Below are 23,273 nucleotides of genomic sequence, written 5' to 3' on the forward strand. Positions count from 1 at the left end.
GATCATCATTTCCTTGACGGCATAGATTTAGCCCCTGCTGGAGCATTCTTTGTCTGAGTCCATGAGCCATTTTGAAGTAATTTATCTATGTAAGATTTATCTCCAGTCTTTTTATATATTTCCTGAGCAGCTACCATCCGATGGTTACCTTCCGATATATAATAATTTCCCTTGCTATCTATATATCCAGCTATGCGGCCTTCAGGAGCATTAAATCTATAATTTCCTGACGTCATATCATTTTTTATCTGATCTACTTGCTGAGGATTTCTCAATCCTGTTTGCATACTCTTTATGCCCGTTGCTACTCCACCTTGAGCTATATTTGAAACAGTAGTCTTAGCAAGCTTAAGAAGATCATTGCCCAGTTTCCCCAACGAAGCTACTGCTGCCTGGTTCTCAGGATCTGACACCATTGCCGCAAATTTAGTCCACTGAGGACTGTTTACATCGATTTTCGCCAGATCCTGGCCGTTCCACTGCTGAACGTAAGCTTTGGCTTCTTCGCTGGTCATCACATCAACGCCTGGCAGATTACCTAACCAGTCCGGACGCTCTGCCATGTTGAAGCCGCCTTCAGCAACTTCCTTATCCCATGCCTGAACGGCAACGGGATCGTCCTTCAGCGTGATATCTAACTGACTGCTCTGTTTATCGCTGACCTTCTGCCATTTATCAATAACCGTCTGGCAGTCACCGCCGGATTTCCGGCAGTCTGAGAGTTCTTTATCGAAGGTTAGTGCCTGCGTGGCGCTCAGATAATTATTCTCAACCGTATTTTTACCCGCAGCAGCGGCCGTAACAGTATCAGCACCGCTGTCGCCAATCAACCCGCCGGCAAGGCCGCTGGCTAACGTGGCGAATGTGGAAACCAGCGTTCTCTCCTGTTCGGTCAGTTCGGACGCATTTTTATGATAAATGCTTCCTGCCAGCATCCCCACCAGCTCGCCTGTGGCAGCACCGCCTGCCGCCGCCAGCATGTTTCTATCCTGTGCCGCGGCCAGCGCGGCATTCACCACCGCGTGGGCTATCACTTTCGTTGCCGCGTCGTCGATACGGCTGCCGATTTCATGGGCAATATACGGCGCGGCACCGCCCGCGACGGCGGCTTTAATATCTCCACCCGCCAGGCCCTGAATAACGGCTGCCGCTGCCTGCATCGCCCGCTGGTTTTTACCGCCGGTTTGCCAGCCAGAATCGGTCAGCGCCGTTTCATACGCATCGCTGTAAATCCGGCCGGTTACGTCATCGGCCGTAATCACCTTTGTCGGGTCCTTGTCCTGCAGCGCCTTTCTTACTGCGTTTCTTTCCGACTGGCTGACGTTTTCGACTTTAGCATTTGCCGCCGTGGTGGCGTTGATTTGCGCCTCTGTCGTGGTGATATTCATCGCCTGACTGGCAATCTCGCCCACCAGCTGCGCGGTCTGCAATCGCTTCTGCTCTTTTTCCTTGTCAAAAATCGGGCTGATGCTGTTATTGGCATTCGCAGCATCGCGGCTCAGCGTGGCCACATCCTGCTGCTGGTTCGCCTGGTCCCGAACGGTGATGGTGCCATTGCTGACTGCCGCCTGCGTCACGCCTTCCGCATGGCCGTTGCTGCCTGCTGCTGCAAGAACCGAGCTGGCGACGTTACCCAGAAACTGTGATCCCAGCGTCCCGCTGGTGCTGAACGAAATACCCTGATGCTCAACTTTGTAGTCAGCCTGATTATGGATATCGTCAAAGCCCAGCGTGCCGGTATCCAGACGGTTTTGCGTCGCGTCCGCCGTACTGGCAATGACGGCACCGTCAAGCTGGGTATGCTCGCCGACTTTTAGGTCAAACCCTTTATCCCCGGCAAACAGACCGGTCTGCTCATGCACAGAATCATAAGTGCTGTGCATTTTGTCGCGGTTGTAGCTGAAGCTGGCCGTGCCACTGCCTGTGCCAAACGTCCAGCCAAGGCCGGCACTGACGCTTTGCTGGCTGCTTTTGTAATTGTCACTGTCCTGCAGGCTGCTCAGCGTCAGATTACGCCCGATATCGCCGGTAATCTGTTCTCCGCTCACCTGCGCGCCGCTCAGCGTGGTATCGAGGCCGCTGTTAAGCGCAACCCTTCTACCAGCGTCCAGCACGGTTTCGTTTTGCTTCAGGCCGTTGCCCTTTTCATTACCGCGGGCGCTGTTGGCGCTGGCGGAAACGGAGAGCCCTGTACTTTGCCCACCCGCCATAAGGCCCACACCCAGTGAGCCGCCTTTACTCTCATTTTTACCGGTTGTCAGCTGCGTGTCCTGACCGGAAGACAGCAGAATGTCGCGCTGCGCGTCCAGCGTCAGATCCTGTCCCACTTTTGCTTTAGCACCGACCATCACGATATCGCCGCTGCTGGCGCCGTTGCCTTTTCCGGTGGCGGTAACCGTCAGGTTTTTTCCCGCCGAAAGCGTGCTGCCGGAGGTAGTATCCTGTTCGCTGTGCGACGTGGATTTCGATGACTGGCCGCCGATCGACAGCGATACGCCAAACTCGGGACTGCCTTTATCTCCCTGGGCTTTGCTGAGTCGTGAGGCCTGTTCAGCCTGCACGCCGCTTAACGCGCTCTGGACGCCCTGAAGCGCGGCCAGGCGACCGTCGCTTTGTTTAGCGGCGGCCTGCGCGGTGGAAACCGCCCCGTTAATGGCGCTGCCTACTGCGCCGGAAAGCGCTACCGTCAACCCGCTGGACTTCTGCTCAAAAGACTGGTCGCTGGTACGTTTGTCATGGCCCGGATCGATGATCACGCTGTCGCCGGTCAGCGTCATGTTTTTCCCTGCAATCAGGTCGGAGCCGCCCACATGCGCCTGCCCGCCGGCCGTCACGGTAAGGTTACCGCCGGTGCTGCCTACGGTGCTGGCGCTCTGGCTCTGGGTGGTGCCCTTTTCCCTCAGTTCCTGACGCGTGCTGCTGCTGCCGATAGTAAAGCCGATACCGCCGCTGCTCATCAGCCCGCTTTTCTTTTTCTCGCTCAGTTGCCAGCTGGCATCCGTGTTGGTCGCGGCCACGATATCGACGTTGTTACCCGCTTTCAGCGTGACGTCATTATCGCCGACCACCGAAGAGCCTTTGACCAGCAGATTATTGCCCGCGTTTAACGTCACGCCGTTACCGCTCAGCAGGGTGCCTTTTTCTGCCGTGTCGCTGCTTTCTTTAATGGTGTGCGTGGTGGTTTTTTTCAGGAAGCCGCCTTTAGATTTGGTTTCCTCTTTGTAGCTGTAATCGCTTTCGGTCGCGGTGCCCAGGTTAAGGTCACGGCCTGCATTAACCGCCACATCCTGCGTGGCCGTCACCTGCGCCGCCTGGCTAGTGACATCCCGTCCGGCCGTGATTGCCGTATTTCCGCCGCTGGCGATTTCGGTTCCCTGCTGGCGTACGGACTCGTTGATTTCTGTCTTTTTACCTCCTTTGTTGCTGCTGCCGGAGGTGGTCTGCGCGGCCTGAAGATTCACGTCGCGTCCGGCTTCAAGCGTCACATCACGGTCAGCCACCAGTCCTGCAGCCTGGCTGTTTACGTCGCGGCCCGCCGCCAGCGTCAGATCGCCGCCGCTGGTCAGGGTAGTGCGATCAACGCCGCTGGAATGGCTTTCCCGCTTGCCCTGCACGTCGTTCTGCCCGGTGGCGGCGCTGTTCAGGTTAAGATCGTTACCAGCGGCCAGCGCGGCATTTTTGCCTGCGCTGATATTGCTGGCGGTGACGTCAAGATCGCGACCCGCCTGCATGACCAGATTGCCACCCACGCTGATGTTACTGCCCTGATTAGTGGTTGTAGTAGTGCTGGTGGCGTCAATCTTACGCCAGCCAGTTTTAAACCCGGACTGCGCGTTGCCGCTGGTCAGCTGATTGCTGGTGACCGCAATATCGTTCCATGCGTTCATCAGCAGGTCGCCGCCAGCTTTTACGCTGGCGCCGGTAACAGTGATATTGTTACCCGCCGCCAGGCTGAGGGAATCCAGCGCAGCAATATTAGCCACCGGCCCGCTTAAAGTGTCGGTGAAAGATTTGCTACCGCCGCGGCCATTGCCCACATTCAGCGTCAGTTGTTGAGTGGCGGTGAGGTTATTGATATCGCCGGTTACGCTTTCCAGCGCCACGGTTTTACCACTGATGGTGGACCCGACGTTGTTGATATCGCCGAGTGCGCTCAGCTGTAAATTGCCACCGGCCTCCATCAGGCCCGCGCTCAGGTTGCCGATCTGGTTATCGCTATCCAGTGCCAGATCGTTTTTGGCGATGATACTGCTGCCGCTGTTGGTAAGATTACCTGCCTTCAGCGAAACATTATTACCGGCAATGACGCTGCCGCTTTGCAGGCTGACATCTTTCGGCGAGAGATAGAGCTTCGGCACCATCACCGTTTCGCCGTTTACCGTACTCGCTTCCCACCAGAGAATGCTTTTATCCAGCGCGGCCAGCTGGCCGGCAGAGAGGGAGACGCCAAACTGCAGGCCCAGCGACTGCTGCGCGGCAGCGGCGTTGTCCATCAGATAGCGCATCTGATCGAGCTCTGAACCGACGCCATTCAGGTAGCGGCTGCCCGTCTGGTTAAGCACCACGTTGCTGACGTAGCGGGTATCAAATGCCGCATCGCCAAGAAAACGATAGTCCTGATCGGGTTTCAGATTTAACCGGTCCATGAGATAGGACGAACCCAGGAAGGCGTTTACGTCGGTGTACTGCGTGCGCGTCTCCTGCGCCGCGTTACCTGGATGTTTATTCAACAGCGCGTTGAGATCGCCGAACAGGCTTTGATCGATCTGTCCCAGCCCGTTAAGTTTGGGGTTAATGGTGATCAGGTACGGGCTTTTACTGTCGCGGGACGTAATGAAATAACCGTTGTCACCGGAAGGCAGTGGATAAGCGCTGGTGTCAACTTTTGTGGGCGTAGTGTGTGGCAATGAAGCGGGCATAAGATTGCCCTTTACCAGGTTACCCGCATGACCCAATGCAGCCAGGCCCTGTTGTGCACCTGACAGTTTCGTCAGAGGCGCTTCACCCGGTTTTGTCCCATCCAGCGCCACGCCAGCATTTACCTGCTGTAACGCATTCTGTAACTGCTCCCGCCATGCAGGCGAGTTTACAGCGACCTGACTGCTGCCTTCCATGGTCTGGCGCTGCGTCGTACCTGCCTGGTTCAGCGCGGCTAATCCAGCGACGGCAGGTGCGGTCAGGGTATTGCCGGTCCACCCGGCATTCGCAGTGGTGGAGGTATTGCTGACATCACCGCTGAAACTGGCATTGACGTTGCCGCCAGCCTGAATCACTGAACGATAAAGTTCGCCAGGTGTAAAATCTGACTCATGACCAACTAGTTCAAAATAAATCGTATCGACTTTAGGTTTAGTAGGCACCTTAATGCTGGAAGATATAGTTGCTAAAGTGGGTGCATTTTCACTGTTCTTTAAAGCGTACTTATAAACCAGGTTTTCAACTTTTTTCCCTGCCTGCCAGCTCTGATTATTAAGCTGAGAACCCTGGAGCGAAATATCTTGATTTGCAAGAATGTTGCTGGCCTGGTTGTCGAGTGAATCTGCATGGATAGTCAGGTTGTTACCGGCTGATATACGCCCGGCGCTCCCATTCGCAACGACACTGACATCCGTTTGCGAAGTAGCAAACTTTTGAGTTACGTAATCGGCGAGAGGCGCATAGTAGTAGCTTGTAACTTTCTTGTAACTACAGGCACCATGACCATTACATGGACCTGTCTGATGTATACCTGTTCTCGAGTAATAACCCCAGGTTCCATCCGCCATTTGCATATGAGGCACATCAATTGAAGCGTTACCTACCCCCGAGACAGTGCTGATTTGCTTTGTGCTCTCTTGAACCTGAAGCCCATCACGCGTGTTCAGCAAATGCTCTGTATTAACCGTAATATCGCCGTTCTGCGTTTCGACGGTGCCGGAAGTATTGATCACCTCGCTGCTGGCATTGCCTGCTGCGTCGCGCTGCATCCACAGGCTGTTACCTGCCAGCATATCGGCGCGCTGATTGCGGATGCTGTTGGCATAGAGATAGAGATTATTGCCCGCGTACAGCAGCGCGTTATTAACGATGCTGCCCGGCGCGCTGAGCAGCAGGCTGCCGCGGGTGCCGGTAAAACCGTCGAGAATGATATCGCTGCGGCTGTTGAGGTTAACGTTGCCGCCGCCCTGCAGGGTACCGTTGCCGTTCATGGCGATGCGGTTGCCGCTCAGGCTGCTGTCGCCGGAGCCGGTGGTGAGCTGCCCGTTATTGGTAAAATCGCCGCCCGCGCTGAGCGTCAGCGCCTGGCCCTGCATCGTGCCCTGATTATCAAGGGTGCCGTTGCTGCTGATGCTCAGACGGTTACCGGCGGCAATCACATCTCGTCCGGTAAAGCTGTTGTTCAGTGCCAGCGTGGCATCACCGAGCGCCACCACCTGGCCGGTTTGATCAAAACTATCGCTGTGTAGCAGCAGGTCGCCGCCGCTGAATAATCTGCCCGGCGCCTGCTGGTTCACCTGCGAAGCGGTGATATTAAGCTGATTAGTGCCCAGCAGCGTGCCGCGGTTGGTCAGCTGCTGATAATTTACCGCCAGGTTGCCGCCCTGGGTGGTGCCCTGATTGGTAAAGTCGTTACCGGTTAGTGTGCCCTGCCCGTCGGCAAGCAGCGTACCCGCGTTATTACTGCTGGTGGCGTTCAGGGTCAGCTGCGTCGCCTGCAGCCACCCGCTGTTAACCAGCTGTGGCGTGGTCAGCGTCAGCTCGCCGCCGGAAAGCAGCCTGCCCGCATTACTGGCAATGCCAGTGGCGCGCAGGTTGCTGGTGCCGCCGCCCTGGATCAGCCCGTAGTTGTAAAGTTCCGGCGTGGTCAGCGTCAGCGTGTTTTGCGTCAGCAGAGATCCGCTACCGCTGTTGGTCAGGCGTCCGCTGGCAGTGACCAGCAGGTTATTGTCGCCCTGCAGGCGGCCGTTGTTGTCAATCGCGCCGCTGGCGATCTCCAGCGCGCCACCCTGTATACGCCCTGCGTTATTTACCGAAGCCGAGCGCAGGGTAAGCTTGCCCGCGCTCAGCAAGGTTTTATCCTGCTGCTGGGTCAACGCGCCGGTAAGGGTGACCGCCAGCGCGTCAACGCCGCCGATCTCGCCGTTGTTATTGAGCGTGCCGCCGTTCAGCGTCAGATTTTTTGCGATCCACTGGCCCTGCGCGGCGAGGTTCGACGCCTGTAGCACAGCGGCCCCCCCGGCGGAGATTTTACTGCTCGCCCCGGAATCAAGCCGGTCGCCAAGCAGGAGCTGCATGCCATCGGCACTCTGAATAGCGCCGTTATTGGTCAGCCGCTGCGCATTCAGCAGGATCTGCTGCGCCTGCCAGCTGCCGTTGTTGGTCACCGTATCGCCGCTAACGGTCAGCGTACCCTGCGTTAACAGCGAGCCGCCGCCATTATTGGTCAGCGTGCGGGCCGATGCGGCCAGCGCACGCAGCATCATGCGGCCCGCAGCCTGGGGCAGCGCGCTCAATGTCAGCGCCTGTAAACCGATCAGGCTGCCCTGATTGATAACGGTGGCGGGCGTAATCATCAGGGTGCTGCCCTGCACACTACCGCTGTTGTTCAGCGTGTTACCAGTCAGAGCCATCGCCTGTTCGCTCAGCAGCGAACCCGTATTGTTTAGCGTCTGCGCGCCCACGCGAGCGCCGCCGTGGCTGAGCAGTTCACCACTGTTAGTCAGCTCGCCGTTAACATTCACCTGCAGATCGCTGTTGCCGAGCAGCGATCCCTGATGCTGCCAGCTATCGGCGTTTACCGTCGCCTGCGCGCCTTGCAGAGTGCCCGCCGTGGTCAGCTGCCCGGCATTGAGCAGCAGCGTGCCGCTGCTCAGGGTTTTGCTGCCCGCCGCGGTAGCCAGCGTGTCTGCCTGCGCATCCAGCGATCCGCTGCCCTGCAGCAGGCCGCTGTTGCCAAGCGTGGTAGCGCGCAGAAGCAGGCCGTCTGCACTGATTTTGCCGCCGTTGGTCAGGCTGTCGGCGTGCAGTTCAGCGTCGCCGCTGCTGAGCATAATACCGTTGTTGTTCAGCTCTCCGTGCGTGGTGCCGTCCAGCGTGGTGCTGATGAGCGTGCCGCGGTTGGCCAGCGTATCAAACACAAAGCTCAGCTTTGCCGCCTGCCAGTTGCCTTCATTGCTGGCGTTATTGCCCTGTAACGTCAGCACGTCACCACTGAGCAGCGTGCCGCTGGCAAGGTTATCAAGCGTCCCGAAGCGTGCGCTCAACGCCGCATCGCCCTGCAACAGGCCGCGGTTTTGCAGAGCGTCGCCGGCAGCGGTCATTTGTACGGCCGCCAGCGTACCACGGTTATCCAGCGTTGCTGCGGTCAGGTCGGCCTGCTGCTGCGCAATGATGCGTGCGTCCTGGCCGTTAGTTAACGTACCGCCGAGCCGGGCAGAGAGCGTACCGGCGCTGACCTGGCCATTGTTGATAAAATCGTGGCCGTCAATCGTCAGCGCATCGGCAACCTGCAGCAGGCCATTGTTCTTCAGACTTTCCGGGGCCAGCATCAGCGAACCGCCACTGAGCAGGCTGCCGCCGGCCTGGTTGAAAATCTGCGCGCTGTCGACAGTAAGCGTACTGTTACCCTGTAATAAACCACCGTTGGTCAGCTGCGGCGCGTGCAGGCTGAGGCGATCGGCTGCCAGCGTGCCGCTGTTCAGCAGCGCACCGGCCCGTAAATCCATCGCCTTTTCACTCAGCAAGCTGCCGCTGTTGTTCAGCTCATCACTCACCTCTGCGTTAAGCAGCGATGCGGCGGAGACAGAACCAGAGTTTTGCCAGTGCTGCGCCGTCAGCGTCAGGCTGTCTGCCTGCATGCTGCCCTGGTTATCCAGCGTGTTGCCGTAAACGGTCAGTTCGCTGCCGCTGAGCAACTGGCCGCTGCTCTGGTTGGTGACGTCGCCATCGGTCAGTGCCAGCGATGCCGCGCCCTGAATCAGGCCGCTGTTGTTCAGGTCACCCTGTAGCCTCAACACGCTGGCCATCAGCTGGCCCTGATTATCGGTACGATCGCTCTGCAGGGCGATCGCCTGCTGGCCCAATATATTGCCGCTGTTATTCAGGTGCCCGGCCCGCAGCTGCGCGTCATTCTCGCTGAGCGCATTACCGCTGTTCTGCCATGTGTCCGCCTGAACCTGCAGCCGCTGGCCCTGCAACAGCCCGTGGTTAGTAAGATCGGTAGCGGTCAGATCGAGCAAGCCTGCGCTGAGCAGCGTGCCGTTGTTGTCGAGACCAGCGCCGCGAGTTGTGAGGCTGTTACTGCCCTGCAGCGTCCCGCCATTAGTCATCTGTGCGGCGTCGACCGTTAAATCGCCGGCCGCAATCTGCCCCTGATTATCAAGCTGCTGCAGGCGCAGCTGTAACGTGGTATCGGTCAGCAGCAGCCCGCCTTGCAGATTGCTCAGGCGATTATGGCTGGCACTCAGGCTGGCAGCATTAATCTCTCCGGCATTGACCAGCCTGTCGCCGCTCAGCGTGAGCCCGGCGGCGCTGTGAATCAGCCCACTGTTATTCAGTTCCGGCAGGTTAAGCGAAAAGCTGTTATCAGAACTCAGCGTGCCGCCGGCGAGATTATTAACCTGGTTGCCGCTCAGCACCAGGCTGCGGCTGCCCTGTAACAGGCCGCCGTTGTCGATCTGCGTGCCGGTAAGCTGTAAATCAGGAGCGGAGAAAGTCCCCTGATTGCTGAGATAATTGCCGCTGATGGACAACCGGTTAGCGCTCGTGATCGTCCCTTCTCGGGTATTGTCCAGCCGATCGACCTCTGCCCTTGTCAGCGCGCCGCCAAGCAGCTCACCGCGGTTGGTGATGGAACGGGCTTTAATCTGCAGGCTGTCAGCAACCAGCCTGCCGCTGTTGGCTACCGCATCGGCATTCAGGGTCTGCGCTACTTTTGCACCGAGCATGCCGCTGTTCTGCGCCTGCTGCGCGGTTACAGCGAGGTTATTGCCCGCCATCAGTTGCCCGGCGTTATCGAGCCGGTTTTTTGCGCCAAGCTGAATATCCGCGCCCGCGTTGCCGCTGCTGGACTGGTCCAGCGCCATATCGGCACCGCTGAGCCGGATATCCCGGCCCGCGGTCATGCTGACGCCACTGACGCTGAGGTTATCTTTCGCGGTAACCGCCAGCGTGCCGTCGCTGACCAGCGCGCCGTTACGCAGCGCCACGGCCTGGTCAGACTGCACCGTGATATCACCGGCGGCTTTGTGATCGCCGGTCAGCGTCACGCCCTCACCTTTGATGTTGACCGCCCCGCTGGTCAGGCTGTTATTCAGCGTGAGCCTGCCGCCGGCATCCAGCACCATATCGCCCTGTCGCGCATTCAGATTCCCCAGGTTAACCCCAACGCCCTTCTCGCTGGACACCAGATGAATGCGATTCGCGTACATACCGCCCAGCGCGCCGGTATCCACCGAGACCGCGGGTGCTGCACCTTCGCCCGCAATCGGCGTGACGGAACCGTCCTGGCCGACACGGTTTGCGCCCGTCGTCACCGACAGGTCTTTAGCATAAATGCCCGCGTTAATTTCAGTAGCGCGTGCCACAATCGACACCGCATCCGCGCTGCTGCCGTCCAGCCCCTGCCCTTCTACGATAACCGAGCCTTTGCTGACTTCCAGCGCGGCGAGATTGCCGTTTGCATCCAGCTGCGGTTTGCCGGTGGTCAGCGTGACGCCTGGCGTGTTGATAAAGCCGCAGCCGTTACAGGTAATGCCGTACGGGTTGGCAACCATCACGTTAGCGGCGTTGCCTCCTACCTCGGTATAGCCCTGCAGCTGTGACCGGTTAGCGCCGACAACTTCATTGATGATGGTCCGGGCTTCCTGTCCGGCCTTCAGGTTAGGGTTATTCTGGATAAGTCCACCCAGCTGCGTCTGCGTCAGCCGCCCGGTAGCATTATTCAGGATGAGCCCTTCCTTACCTACGTTGTACTGCTGGTACTGGTTGTGCGAGACGCCCGCCTGGTTTGGCGTGGCAATATTCACCACGGGCACGCCGTTACCCGCCGCATCCAGCTTCGTGCCGGGCGTAACCGGCGTAATCTCAGCGGCAACCGCTGGCAGTATCGGCTGTACGGCCACCAGGCAGCAGATGACATAGCTCAGGGCGCGGCGGATAAAGGAAACAGGCTGACGATCGTCCATAATTTTGCTCTTTTAGAAAACCAGCCCGATGCGGGCGTAAATGCTGACGTGATCCGGCTGGAAATGGCCGGGATAGCTAAGCGGAATACCCAGGGTATAGGAGGTATAAAAATGACGGTGACGGGTATTCAGCCCGACCGCGCTGCCCCAGAGGGTGCCGGTGGCATCACGGTTAAGCGCGTCGCTTTTCAGCCAGCCGCCATCGACAGCGGCCACCGCGCTGACCTCGCCCATTACCGGGAGCGTGAACAGGCTGTAATCAAGCTCGTTGCGCAGATAGCCGCCGGTGTCGCCGGACAGGTACTGCTCCTTAAAGCCGCGTACGGAACTTTCGCCACCCAGCGTCAGGCGCTCGCTGCCGTACAGGCGGTCCGGGGACCACTGGCCATAAACGCTGCTCAGCCACCACAGCGAGCGGGTCAGCGGGCGCTGAAAGCTGCCGCTGACGCTCCATTTGCGAAACTGTGCTTTGGGCAGGTCGCCACTTTTGCCGGCGTCGCTTTCTGCATCGAGCCACGGCATACCGCGACTGAACGTCGGGCTTAAGGTGGCCACGCCGCCCGCGATTTTCTGCGTATGGTTAATGCCGGCCTGCAGGCTGGTCATTTTACGGCTGCTGCTCTGTAACAGCGTGCTGTTAAGGTAGTTGTGGCTGGAATAATGGTTCAGGCCAAGCTGCACGCCGGTTTTGATGTTGCCGTTGCGAAACAGTACCCACGAGCCGTTGAGACGGTGCGCGACGTTGTCGCCGTTGCTGAGCCAGGTGAAGCCGTTGTTAACGAAGCTGCTGTGGTAGGTGCTGCGGCTGTAGCTGTAATCCAGCAGGCCATAGCCCCAGGGAACGCTGACGCCCGCCTGCACATTTTTCGCATCGCGCCACGTGTCGAACACGCTGCTGCGCCCGCCGCTGACAAACCAGCGATCGGCCAGACCCAGCAGATTATTCCCGGTCAGTGAACCGTTAACCTGACCGGTGCCCGTACTTTTTTGTCCGCTGTTATCCATTCCCAGCGAGACGCTAAGGGGGAATTCCGGTTTCGCGGTCAGGTTTATTACCGAATAACCCGGCTTTACTGAAGGCTGAATATCAATCTGCACCGGCGTGCTGCGCACGCGGTTAATTTGCTCCATGCCCTGCTCAATATCGCGCAGGTTGAGAATTTTTCCTTCCAGTCCGGGAAAGACCATGTGCAACATACGCGGCTGCTTTCCCTCCAGGCGAATTGCCTCTAATTTCCCTTCCAGCACCGGAATGATCAGTTCGCCCTGCGACAGGTCCTGCTCCGTTAAAAATGCCCGGCTGGTAATATAGCCGCGCTGCATATACCAGTCGGAAATGCTGTGTACCAGCGCGTTAATTTCCGTTAAGTTAAGGCAGCGATGAATATAGGGTGCGGATACAGCACGCTGCTGTTCCGCCGACATCAGCGAGGCATGGCGAACCGTAATCCGGTTTATCTGAAAGCACTGTGCAGATTGTCCGTAATCTTTAGCGGGTGCGCTCTGTGGCGTGGCAGCATGCCACAACGCGTCACGTTGCTGCTGGTCCTGCTGCAGACGCTCCTGCTGTTGATTCTGAATAAAGTCGCGGTCGCCCGGTGATAAGGGTGCCGCGACGGCGTTGCCCGCTATTATTCCGACGCAGAGCGCCAGCAGCTTCCATGAATTTGCCATTTTAAGACTTAAATAAAATTGATTGTAAGGATTGTGTAAATTTCGGAAAGCAGAATACCACCTTAACAATCAGAAAGTTCCTGGTGAAAGTGAAAAACGATGATTTTCCAGAAAAATGAGTTAGTCAGATATATAATAAAACCTTAAGCCAAATTAAAAGTAACACATAGTTAAGAAAGTTTTATTCAGGCTAAAGAAAAAGTTAGAAAGGAAATTTTCAATAAGAAAATTAGTAGCGTTACGTTTTTTAAGCCGGGGCACCCGCCATGCTCTCTTATGAGCCAGTTTTTTTCTCTGTGATAGCACTGGCCTCTCTCCTGTTTTGTACTTCCACCTTAAAAATATTAAAAAAGATCCCGGTTTTTAATTTGCGATATCTCCTTCCATGAAGAGCCATGCTAATTTCAGGGGTTGACTATTAATCAATAAATATTAAATAACTCCGCAATACTCAGGCAATGAATAAACGTCACGGCCATACCGAACGTATGCTGATAGCCAGAAAGTGCCAGCGCAATAAAATTTCTGCGATACATATCAGATTAAAGCTTTTAAAAGCAGACGTTTACCTGCTCTGAAGAGGATAGCGATACCCGGAGGAAACAATCAACAGGCATGCGCGTCCGCTGGTTCCGAACGGTATTTATCGTCACCAGGAGCACTGATCTTTTATCAGGATTCCCATTGTCATACTTAAGTGTATATTGACCATGGGGTTCTCCCCACGGGCAAGACTACACGCAGGAATAAAAATGAAAAAAGTCATAGCAATCCTTTTGGTATCAGCTTTAGGCATTATGTCAGCTTCAGTTTTTGCATGTCCAAAAGGCCAGCATCCGCATGGCGGAACCGGCTCTCATCATAAAGGAGGCTACTGTTCTTTTGATTAAATCAGGCCGTGACGGGCATGGATTCCCGAAACAAAACCGCAAGGGCCGCCTTATTTATGAGCCCTGTGATATAACGTCCACTCCTCTACTCTCTCGCCGGAAGGAAGCGTACAAAAGCCGCTTTTCCCTTTTTCCGTATCAATAATATCCACTTTACCGCCCTGCTCTACACAATAAACCGACGCCGGATTTTTCATTGCCAGCTTCGCAGGCTTATCCGTTTTAACCGCACAGCCTGTAGCCATTAAGATGCAAATAGCCAGTGTCATTTTGTTCATAAGGTCTCCGGTTCAGAGGGCTCCGATTGCATCAGGCCGTCCCGTAAAGAAAACTAAAAGCGCTCTCGCAAAAGCTTAACGCATTGAACTTCAACAACGGTTCTCTAAAATAGAAACGAATTTTCCAGGATTGGGAATACACTGGCAACTGCCGTCCCGGCTGGCCATTACTCGCCCGGCTATTACGACAAGGAATGCTCCATGCGACCAGCAACCTTTACCTTACGACTTACCCGCAACGTTAGTCAGTTTTTGCTGCCCGATCTTCGTGCCTTACTGCCGCCGGAAAGCGTGCAGTTTTTTTCCAATGAGCTGGACGAAGAGTGGCACTACACGCTGCTCTGTATGCAAAGCGAGACCAGCTGTTCGCTGGCGGTTTCTGCGATATTGATCTGGCATCAGCTAAAAAGAATCAGCGTGATGCGCTACAGCTCACCTTCACAACAGCTGGATGTTTCCGGTTACGCCTCGGCGGAGCTCTACGCACTACTCAGAGCGCCAGACGCCGTTCTTTATCTTTCGTAATTTGCCCGCCGCAAGGATTTGAGGGCGTTTTCTTACGGTATTCCAGTGATTGAAATTCAGCCAGCCTGCGTAAACTTATCGCATTACCCGCGTAATCTTATTGCATCGCCTGCGTAACCTGGCGCATTGACTGAAAAATCGTACCGGAGTTTCCCATGTCAGAAAAAGATCCTGTTGTTGAAAGACTTACCGTAGAACTGCTGGCGTTAAGGCAGATTGTTCAGATGCTGATTGCTTACGGTAACGTGCCGACCGGCGGCAAGCTGAACAAATATCTGCAGAAAGTTGCGGATGATACTGAACAACGCGAAGACCATCGTGGCCCTAATAAAGCCATTGCGGACGCTATCCGCAGCTACATTAAATAGTCCACTACGCAAGCTAGCCCGCTATCTTGTCAATACAAGGCTCGGGATAGAGTACCGATCGCGGCTCAGCACCTGAGCCGCATCGCCTGTATAGCCTGCTTCTCTCTGACCTGTTTCTCGTACTGTAACCATACATCTTACCTTCGCCAGCCCTTTCCCTGTCGCTTTCCCGATCCTTTCCTTTGATTTTGTTACATTTCCTTCCCGGCAATCCCACGCGCTTTCTACCAGGCTTAAACATTATTAAGCAGGTTTTGCCATTTATATTTTGACCAGTAAGGGAAGGTAATGACCACAGAGATATTAAATTCCGCCACGCGCAACAAAGATACCGCCTTTAATAAAAAGGAAAGAGAAGAAGCGCAGTTGGAAGGTTTACTGCCGCCGGTGATTGATTCACTGGAAACGCAAATGCAGCGTGTTCTGGAGCATCTGCATAATAAGCCGGACGACATCGAAAAATATATCTATCTGCAGGAGCTGGCGGACCGCAACGAAACGCTATTTTTCGCTACCCTGATGTCCGACCCCGTCACCTTTATTCCGCTGGTTTACGATCCGACCATCGCCGATGCCTGCATGAAATATGGCCATATCTATCGTCGTCCAAAAGGCATGTATTTAACGCGCGAAATGAAAGGCCGCCTGAAAGACGTTTTGCGTAACTGGCCGCAAAAAGAGGTGCAGTTTATCTGCGTCTCTTCGGGTGGGCGCATTCTGGGCCTGGGCGATATTGGCGCTAACGGCGCGCCCATCCCCGTAGGTAAACTCCAGCTTTATACGGCCTGTGCCGCAGTGCCGCCGCAAGGACTACTGCCGATTCACCTGGATATTGGCACCGGCAACAAAAAGCTAAAAGACGATCCGCTCTATACCGGTTTGCGGGAGGCGAAGCTGGAACAGCAGGCGCTGGATGAGCTGCTGGATGAGTTTGTGGCCGCCGTTCAGGAGGTTTTCCCCGGCTGCTGCATCCATTTTGAAGACTGGGAAGGTAATGACGCGATTCGTTATCTGCAACGCTATCAGCAGCAGGCGCTGGTTTATAACGATGATATTCAGGGAACGGCCAGCGTGGTGCTTGCCGGTTTAATTACCGCGCTGCAAACCACCGGCGGCAAGCTTTCCGACCAGCGCGTCGTGTTTGCCGGAGCAGGTTCCGCAGGTACCGGCATCGCTAATATGCTGGTAGAGGCAATGGTGCAGGAAGGCGCAGATCGCCATAAGGCGCAAAGTGCCATTACCCTGTTTGATAAAAACGGCCTGATCGTTGCAGATCGTGACGATCTAAACGATTCGCAACGGGCCTATGCGCATGACATGCAGCCAGAAAGCGATCTGCAAAAAGTGGTCGAGCGTGTAAAACCTACCATGCTGATTGGCGTCAGCACGCAGGGCGGCCTGTTCGATGAGGGCGTGGTGAAGGCTATGAGCAAGCTTAACGATCGGCCGATCATCTTTGCGCTGTCTAATCCGACCAAAAATGCGGAATGTACCGCCAGCCAGGCCTACGAATGGAGCGACGGCAAAGCGCTGTTTGCCGCTGGCGTACAGTTTGATGAAGTTAAAATCAAAGACCAAACGCGCTATCCCGGCCAGGCAAATAACTTTTATATTTTCCCGGCGGTCAGCCTGGCGATTTACGCGGCCAGACCCGCGCGGGTTGATGACAAACTCTTTATAGAAGCGGCTCGCCTTTGCTCGCAGCAGGTCAGTAAAGCGGACCGCGAGAAAGGCAAGCTGTACCCTTCCCAGGCCGATATTGTTAAAACAGAAGTCGCCATTGCTACCGGCCTTGTGCGCTATTTGTTTAAGCACGATCTGGCTGGTGTAGAGCAACCTAAAGATATTGAGAGCTGGATGCAGGGGCTGATTTATCAGCCGAGCTATTCATCCTGAAAAAACATGCTTAGCGGTTGCAAGACGGGCAGCATCCCTGCTGCCCGCTGTTTACGAGACTTTAAACGCCGAAATATCCTGTGCCAGCTGGGAAGCTTCTGCACGCAGCGCCTCGGTGTTTTCCGCCGTTTGGGTGATCAGCAGCAGGTTTTGCTGAATGCTGCGCTCCATCTGCGACACCGCCAGCGTGACTTCGCTGATGCCTTTGCTTTGCTCATCGCCTGCGACGCGAATTTCACCGACTACTTCTTTCACCTTCAGCACGTCATTGACCAGGCCTTCCAGCTTTTCACCCGCGCCTTCCACCAGACGGCTACCGGCCAGTACCGTACTGTCAGACTGCCCAATCAACTCTTTAATTTCGTGAGCTGCTGCGGCGCTACGCTGCGCCAGCGCGCGAACTTCCGCCGCTACCACGGCAAAGCCACGCCCCTGCTCGCCCGCTCTGGCCGCTTCAACCGCCGCGTTCAGCGCCAGGATATTGGTCTGGAAAGCGATGCCGTCGATCACGCTAAGGATTTCACCCACGCGGCTGGAGGAGGCTTTGATCGAGGCCATCGTCACGATAACCTGGTTCATCACCTCGCTGCTGCTGCGGGCGATCTGCGCCGTTTGCTCGGTAAAAGAGTCGGCCAGACGCGTGTTTTCCGCATTGAGCTGGACGGTGGCGTTAAGCTGCTCCATCGCGGCCGCGCTTTGTTCCAGCGCTGAAGCCTGATCGCTGATTTTCGCCGAGAATGCCTGGTTGCTTTCCGCCAGCGAGCTGGCGTTGGCGGCTACGTTAACGCCGCTGGCCTGCACGCTGGTGATGACGCCAGCAATTTTATCCACGAACTGGTTAAAAGAGACGGCGATATCGGCTATTTCGTCTTTGCCCGTGGTGGTTAAGCGGCGGGTTAAATCGCCGTCACCGTTGGCAATTTCGTCCAGCGCGGCGCGGGTAGACTCCAGTCGGGAGGCCATACTGCGCGCAAACAGCCAAACCATAACGATAAGCACCAGCAGTACCGGGATCAGCACCATAAAAATATCCTGCACAATATTGTCCGCCAGCGCGGTAACTTTCGCTTCCGGCGTTACCAGCCCAATTATCCAGCCGGTAGCTGGCATTTTAAACAGCGTCACCTGGCTCGGCGTGTGCAGGACGCCATCCTGAATATTATTGAGCGTCGTGCTGGCCTGGCTGGAGGTGATGCCTTGTACTACGGGCGTTAGCCAGGGCTGTTCGCTTGCCAGCGCGCTGAATTTTTTCAGCGCTTTATCCTTGTTACCGGGAAAATAAAGCACGTTACCTGCACTATCCAGCGCAAAAGCATAGCCGCCGGTCAGGTTGCCGTGGCTCTGCATAAAACCGGAAAGGTTATCCAGCAGCACGTCAAACGTCGCCACGCCGCCAAACTTTGCGCCCTGATCGTAAGGCACGCTACAGGTCACCATGTTCACCAGCGAAACGGGATCCTGGTAAACTTCTGACCAGTCGCATTTGTTGCGCGGGGCTTCTCTGGCAGAGGTATACCAGCTTTCATTGTGGTAACCCGTGCTGTCAGCCGCGTTGTAGCCGTCGGAATAAGCCAACGTGCCGTCTGCGCCGCGAGACCAGAAAAAGCTGCGCCGCGCGGTGCCTTCAGTAAAAGCGCCAGGCTCCGGCCAGACGCCGCCGCCTGCAATACTTTTGTCACCTTTGCTGTCGATAACCTGCGGCAGAATGCTTTTAAACAGCGCTTCCTGATGCGGCAGAACTTCCGCCAGCCGCGCCATGCTAACGACTTCCCCTTCGATACGCAGCAGCTGCTGGTTAAGCTGGCCGACGATATTTTCGCCGGTTTGCTGGATCAAACTGTTACTGGCCTCCACCACGCGCGGCTGCCCGCGCAGGGAAATAGCAAAATAGACCAATAACATGGTTAACAGCAGCATCGAAACACCGCCAAAAATCAGTTTCCCTGCAACACGAACTGGTATCCCCGGCATAATAAATTCCTTACGTTGACGCTGCGGCAGAACTAAGCCTTAGTGGTTATGAACGATATTTAATCATCGCTTAGTTTGCTTATCGGCATCGGCCAGCAAAATTTGAGCAGCCCAGCGAACCGGCGAGCCGCTGCCGCCAGCATAAAAAACTAAGGAAAATCCGATTTGATTTTGCCGCTGCGGTCGGGCTACCCTGACGCGCCGCGAAACGTCTGTTTTTCAGTCATTCCGCCTTATTTTCACGTTTTGCCGGAGAATTCTGGAAGCCTGACTAAAGGGAGCTCAACCTATGTATCATTTAATTCTTACGCAGCTCAACGCGCTTGATCTGCCCTATGCTTCGCTGATTGCGCTGGCCGCTGTGCTTGGCGTTATCCTGCTTATTTCGCTGATGGCGCACGGTATGCTGCATCGCGTGCTGCTGCCGCTATTACGGCGCATGGCCGAAAAATCAAGCCGTCAGTGGCCTAAATCGCTGATCGACAACAAGCTCTTTAGCCGCTTTGCTTTACTGATGCAGGGCGTTTTTTTGCAGATCCAGCTGGAACTGTTTTTGTCCGGTATTGAGCCGATTTACAGCGTGCTGATGATCTTAAGCCAGGTCTGGGTCATGGCCTTTGGGCTGTTGATGTTTTTCTCGCTGCTGGATATTTTCCTCGATTTGTCCGAAGAGAGCGCCATCGCCCGCCAGATGCCGCTGCGAGGTATTTTTCAAAGCCTGAAGCTGATCGCTGCGCTGCTGGTATCGCTGATGATTATTTCGGTGCTGATTGGTAAATCACCGCTGGTGCTGCTGACCGGTTTAGGCGCGATGACCGCCGTCCTGATGCTGGTATTTAAAGATCCTATTTTAGGGCTGGTGGCCGGTATTCAGCTCTCCGCCAACAATATGCTCAAGCTTGGCGACTGGCTGGATATGCCAAAATATGGCGCGGACGGTTCGGTCGTGGATATCGCGCTGACCACGGTTAAGGTGCGTAACTGGGATAACACCATTACGACTATCCCTACCTATGCCCTGATTTCTGACTCTTTTAAGAACTGGCGCGCCATGTCGGAGTCCGGCGGCCGCCGCATTAAACGCAGCATTAATATTGATGCCACCAGCATTCATTTTCTTTCCGGGGAGGAAATGGCAGGTCTGAAACGCGCCCAGCTACTGACGCCTTATCTGGAAAGCAAAAGCCAGGAAGTTTCTGCTTACAACGCCGGGCTGGATACCAGTACGCCGCTGAATGGCCGCCGGATGACCAATATCGGGACGTTCCGTGCCTGGCTGGAAGCGTGGCTGAAGGCGCATCCCCATATCCATAAAGGTATGACGCTGATGGTACGCCAGCTGGCACCGGGTTCAGAAGGCTTGCCGATTGAGATTTACGTGTTTACCAACACCACGGTCTGGCTGGAGTATGAAAGGATCCAGTCCGATATTTTCGATCATATTTTTGCCGTGCTGCCGGAGTTTGGCTTACGTGTTCATCAAACGCCAACCGGAAACGATCTGCGCAATTTGCGCATTCATTCGGCAAGCTAATTTCCCTGCCGCCGTCTGCTGACAACGACAGGCGGCGGCGATTCATTCCCTTCTGGCGGCATTTCATTCCGCGCTGGCGGCAGTTCATGCCGGGAATCCCCGCAGCGTTAAACCCCGCATTACTATGTGCTTAATTTCTCTTACTCCGCGGGAGTTTCCCATGAGCACACAAGCCGTCAGTCATCGCGTTCGCTGGTTAACGCTAATCGGCACCGTTATTACCCAGTTCGCGCTGGGTTCGGTCTATACCTGGAGCCTGTTTAACGGTCAGCTTTCCCATAAGCTGGACGCGCCGGTAAGCCAGGTCGCTTTCTCTTTCGGTTTGTTGAGCCTGGGTCTGGCGGTGGCTTCCTCCCTTGCCGGAAAGCTTCAGGAGCGTTTTGGCGTGCGCAACGTGACTATCGGCGCTGGCGTGCTGCTGGCGTTCGGTTTTTTCCTGACCTCGCATGCCAATAATCTGTTTATGCTTTATCTCAGCGCGGGCTTGCTGGTAGGTTTGGCCGACGGCGCGGGTTATCTGATGACGCTGTCGAACTGTGTGAAGTGGTTTCCGGAACGTAAAGGCGTCATTTCAGCCTGTGCTATCGGCGCTTATGGGCTGGGTAGCCTGGGCTTTAAGTTTATCTGTAGCTATTTACTGAGCGTTAACAGCCTGGAAAACACGTTTTTAATCTGGGGCTGTCTGGCGATGGCCATGATTATCTGTGGTGGCCTGCTGATGAAAGACGCACCAAAACAGCAAATGTCTGCCAGTTCTCACAGCGCGCGTGACTTTTCGCTGGCTGAAGCCGTCCGTCTGCCGCAGTACTGGATGCTGGCAGTGATGTTTTTAACGGCCTGCATGAGCGGTTTATACGTCATCGGCGTGGCGAAAGATATTGGTGAAGGCCTGGTGCATCTGTCAACGCAGACGGCGGCCAGCGCGGTTACGGTCATCGCCATTGCTAACCTGAGCGGACGCCTGGTGCTTGGCGTGCTTTCCGACAAGCTGGCGCGTATCCGGGTGATTACGCTGGCGCAGGTCGTATCGCTGGTGGGAATGAGTATTCTGCTGTTTACGCAGATGAATGAGAACACCTTCTTTATTTCTCTGGCCTGCGTGGCGTTTAGCTTTGGCGGCACCATCACCGTTTACCCCTCACTGGTCAGCGACTTCTTTGGCTTAAACAATTTAACCAAAAACTACGGGCTGATCTATCTGGGCTTTGGGATTGGCAGCGTGCTGGGATCGCTGTTCGCCTCGCTGTTTGGCGGCTTCGTTGCAACGTTTGGCTTGATTATGGCGCTGCTGGCGCTCTCTTTGATTATGTCATTAACGATTCGCCTGCCGCATCGCCCGGCAAAAGAGAGCGAGGCGCTACGTTCGGTGCAGACGCTTTAAGCGGATAATTACCTGCACTCTGCAGGACGCTTATTAAATAACCGGACGCGAAATTATTCAGGGCCTGGCTGGCGTAATGCAAGCCAGGCCCTGTTTGCTAACCGGCTACCTTGTACAAGAAAGAGCTCCCGGCACAACCGCTCACCAACGGGCTATTTTCTGCAAAACAGCGGCTCCGGCAAGCCTGCAACCGCTACCTCCACGGCGAAAACGTCGCCGGACTGTGGGTAAGCGGCCAGTTCCTCTGCCGTGCGGTCTTCGCGTGAGCTGGTGATATAAAGCGTTTTCAGATCCGGTCCGCCAAACGCGACCATGGTTGGCCAGCGTACCGGCAGCGGGATCTCATCCACAATTTCACCGTTGGCAGGGTTCAGGCGGATAACGCGCGAGCCGTCAAACATCGCTGCCCAGTAAAATCCTTCGCTGTCTACCGCCGCGCCGTCCGGCAAGCCGCCTTCTTCCTGCACAAAGCGTTGCAGCACTTCACGCGGGCCGATATCGCCTTTTTCATCTACCGGATAGCGATAAAGTACGCCGTTAGGCGTGTCGGTGTGGTACATCCATTTATTATCCGGTGAGAACGCCAGGCCGTTGGAAATTTTGATATCTTCCGCTTCAACGGTCAGGTTCAGATACTCGTCCAGCCGACAAAGCTTGCCGCCGTTGCGATCCTGCGGCTCCCACAGGCTGCCGCACCAGAAGCGCCCGTGCCTGTCCACGCGGCCATCATTGAAACGGCTGAAGGCCGCTTCTCCGGGATTGTCGGCCACTTTTTGCGTGACTACCCCATCTTCATCCAGCATGCAGACGCCACTGCGCAGCGCTGCCACAAAGCCGCCCTGCTCGTTCAGGCCGAAACAGCCAATGTGTTCCGGAACCGGCATGACTTTATGTTCTCCGCTGCGGGGATCGAAGCGATGCAGCTCGGGAGCCAGAATATCGACAAAGTAGAGCACCTGCTCACGTACGGACCAGACCGGGCATTCGCCCAGCTCTGCCTGAGCCGCCAGCACATTTTTAACCTGATAACGCATAGCATTTCCTTGTAATGAAGAGCTGCCTTAAGTCTATCGCAGAAATTCCTCTCTGATAAAATTAAGGCAAATTTTAAGGAAAATACCGCGCGGCGGAGTGCTGTTTATTTAAGAACATTCTGGAGGGAAAGGCGGTTTTTTAAGCCTTCTCTTATTTATTAATAAAGCAATAACCAGAAGAATAGCACTACTGAATTATTTGGAAATATTTATTCTAACAACTCTACAAAAGCGGCATTATTCCTCCACTTTTGTCTTGTAAATTATCAGTTATTGGAAAGTGATGGAGTAACGATCATGAAATTAATAAAATCTCTGGCGATTCTGGGCGTCGTTAGTATGCTGAGCGGCTGTATTATCCACGATGGCTATCGCGGCGGCGGACACCACGGCCACGGCGGCCCTGGCTATCATAACGGTTATCATCACGGCTCTGGACCGCACCGGGGCTGGTAAAGAAGTAGCAAGGGTGGAGTTTCTTCATTCTTAAGCGGGCAAAGCCTGCACACGGCAATATAAAAATAAAATGCAAGATTTCAGGCGGGTAATTACCCGCC

At 55.4% G+C, this 23,273-nt stretch carries 12 protein-coding genes; 7 read left to right on the top strand and 5 right to left on the bottom strand.

Annotated features, from left to right (window positions below):
- Positions 1-5 precede the first annotated feature (5 nt).
- Complete coding sequence (locus tag KUE00_RS20580; protein WP_246762086.1) at positions 6-11,165, bottom strand: hemagglutinin repeat-containing protein; 11,160 nt, start codon at positions 11,163-11,165, stop codon at positions 6-8.
- Between the two features lie 12 nt (positions 11,166-11,177).
- A complete protein-coding gene (locus KUE00_RS20585) occupies positions 11,178-12,839 on the bottom strand; it encodes a ShlB/FhaC/HecB family hemolysin secretion/activation protein (RefSeq protein WP_246762087.1) in 1,662 nt (553 codons plus the stop codon).
- 752 nt (positions 12,840-13,591) lie between these two features.
- Here KUE00_RS20585 and KUE00_RS20590 point away from each other — a divergent pair.
- Positions 13,592-13,729: a hypothetical protein gene (locus KUE00_RS20590; protein WP_246762089.1), complete on the top strand. Its 138-nt coding sequence runs from the start codon at positions 13,592-13,594 to the stop codon at positions 13,727-13,729.
- A 50-nt stretch (positions 13,730-13,779) separates the two neighbouring features.
- On the opposite strand, the gene KUE00_RS20595 is transcribed toward KUE00_RS20590, so the two are convergent.
- Positions 13,780-14,007: a putative hemolysin gene (locus KUE00_RS20595; RefSeq protein ID WP_246762091.1), complete on the bottom strand. Its 228-nt coding sequence runs from the start codon at positions 14,005-14,007 to the stop codon at positions 13,780-13,782.
- A gap of 201 nt (positions 14,008-14,208) precedes the next feature.
- Here KUE00_RS20595 and KUE00_RS20600 point away from each other — a divergent pair, with 201 nt between their 5' ends.
- The 3 genes from KUE00_RS20600 (at position 14,209) to KUE00_RS20610 (ending at position 16,796) form a co-directional block, all read left to right on the top strand.
- Positions 14,209-14,532: a hypothetical protein gene (locus tag KUE00_RS20600; protein ID WP_246762093.1), complete on the top strand. Its 324-nt coding sequence runs from the start codon at positions 14,209-14,211 to the stop codon at positions 14,530-14,532.
- A gap of 155 nt (positions 14,533-14,687) precedes the next feature.
- Positions 14,688-14,900: a hypothetical protein gene (locus tag KUE00_RS20605; protein ID WP_246762094.1), complete on the top strand. Its 213-nt coding sequence runs from the start codon at positions 14,688-14,690 to the stop codon at positions 14,898-14,900.
- Positions 14,901-15,188: 288 nt separating this feature from the next.
- Entirely contained in the window at positions 15,189-16,796 is a 1,608-nt protein-coding gene (locus tag KUE00_RS20610) for an NAD-dependent malic enzyme (protein ID WP_246762096.1), read from the top strand.
- 51 nt (positions 16,797-16,847) lie between these two features.
- Here KUE00_RS20610 and KUE00_RS20615 read toward each other — a convergent pair whose 3' ends face one another.
- On the bottom strand, positions 16,848-18,767 hold the full coding sequence (locus tag KUE00_RS20615) for a methyl-accepting chemotaxis protein (protein WP_246762098.1): 1,920 nt from the start codon (positions 18,765-18,767) through the stop codon (positions 16,848-16,850).
- A gap of 289 nt (positions 18,768-19,056) precedes the next feature.
- On the opposite strand from KUE00_RS20615, the gene KUE00_RS20620 reads away from it, so the two are divergent.
- Positions 19,057-20,301 carry a mechanosensitive ion channel family protein gene (locus tag KUE00_RS20620; RefSeq protein ID WP_246762100.1) on the top strand — a complete coding sequence of 415 codons (1,245 nt, stop codon included), beginning with the start codon at positions 19,057-19,059 and terminating at the stop codon, positions 20,299-20,301.
- A gap of 160 nt (positions 20,302-20,461) precedes the next feature.
- Positions 20,462-21,682, top strand: coding sequence for an L-lactate MFS transporter (locus KUE00_RS20625; RefSeq protein WP_246762101.1), 1,221 nt, complete (start codon positions 20,462-20,464; stop codon positions 21,680-21,682).
- Positions 21,683-21,834: 152 nt separating this feature from the next.
- Here KUE00_RS20625 and KUE00_RS20630 read toward each other — a convergent pair whose 3' ends face one another.
- Positions 21,835-22,716, bottom strand: coding sequence for an SMP-30/gluconolactonase/LRE family protein (locus tag KUE00_RS20630; protein WP_246762103.1), 882 nt, complete (start codon positions 22,714-22,716; stop codon positions 21,835-21,837).
- A 297-nt stretch (positions 22,717-23,013) separates the two neighbouring features.
- Between KUE00_RS20630 and KUE00_RS20635 the strand changes: the two genes are divergently transcribed.
- Complete coding sequence (locus KUE00_RS20635; protein ID WP_246762105.1) at positions 23,014-23,172, top strand: hypothetical protein; 159 nt, start codon at positions 23,014-23,016, stop codon at positions 23,170-23,172.
- The last annotated feature ends 101 nt before the right edge of the window (positions 23,173-23,273 follow it).

The sequence above is a fragment of the Erwinia phyllosphaerae genome (genome assembly GCF_019132875.1).
GTDB lineage: Bacteria > Pseudomonadota > Gammaproteobacteria > Enterobacterales > Enterobacteriaceae > Erwinia > Erwinia phyllosphaerae.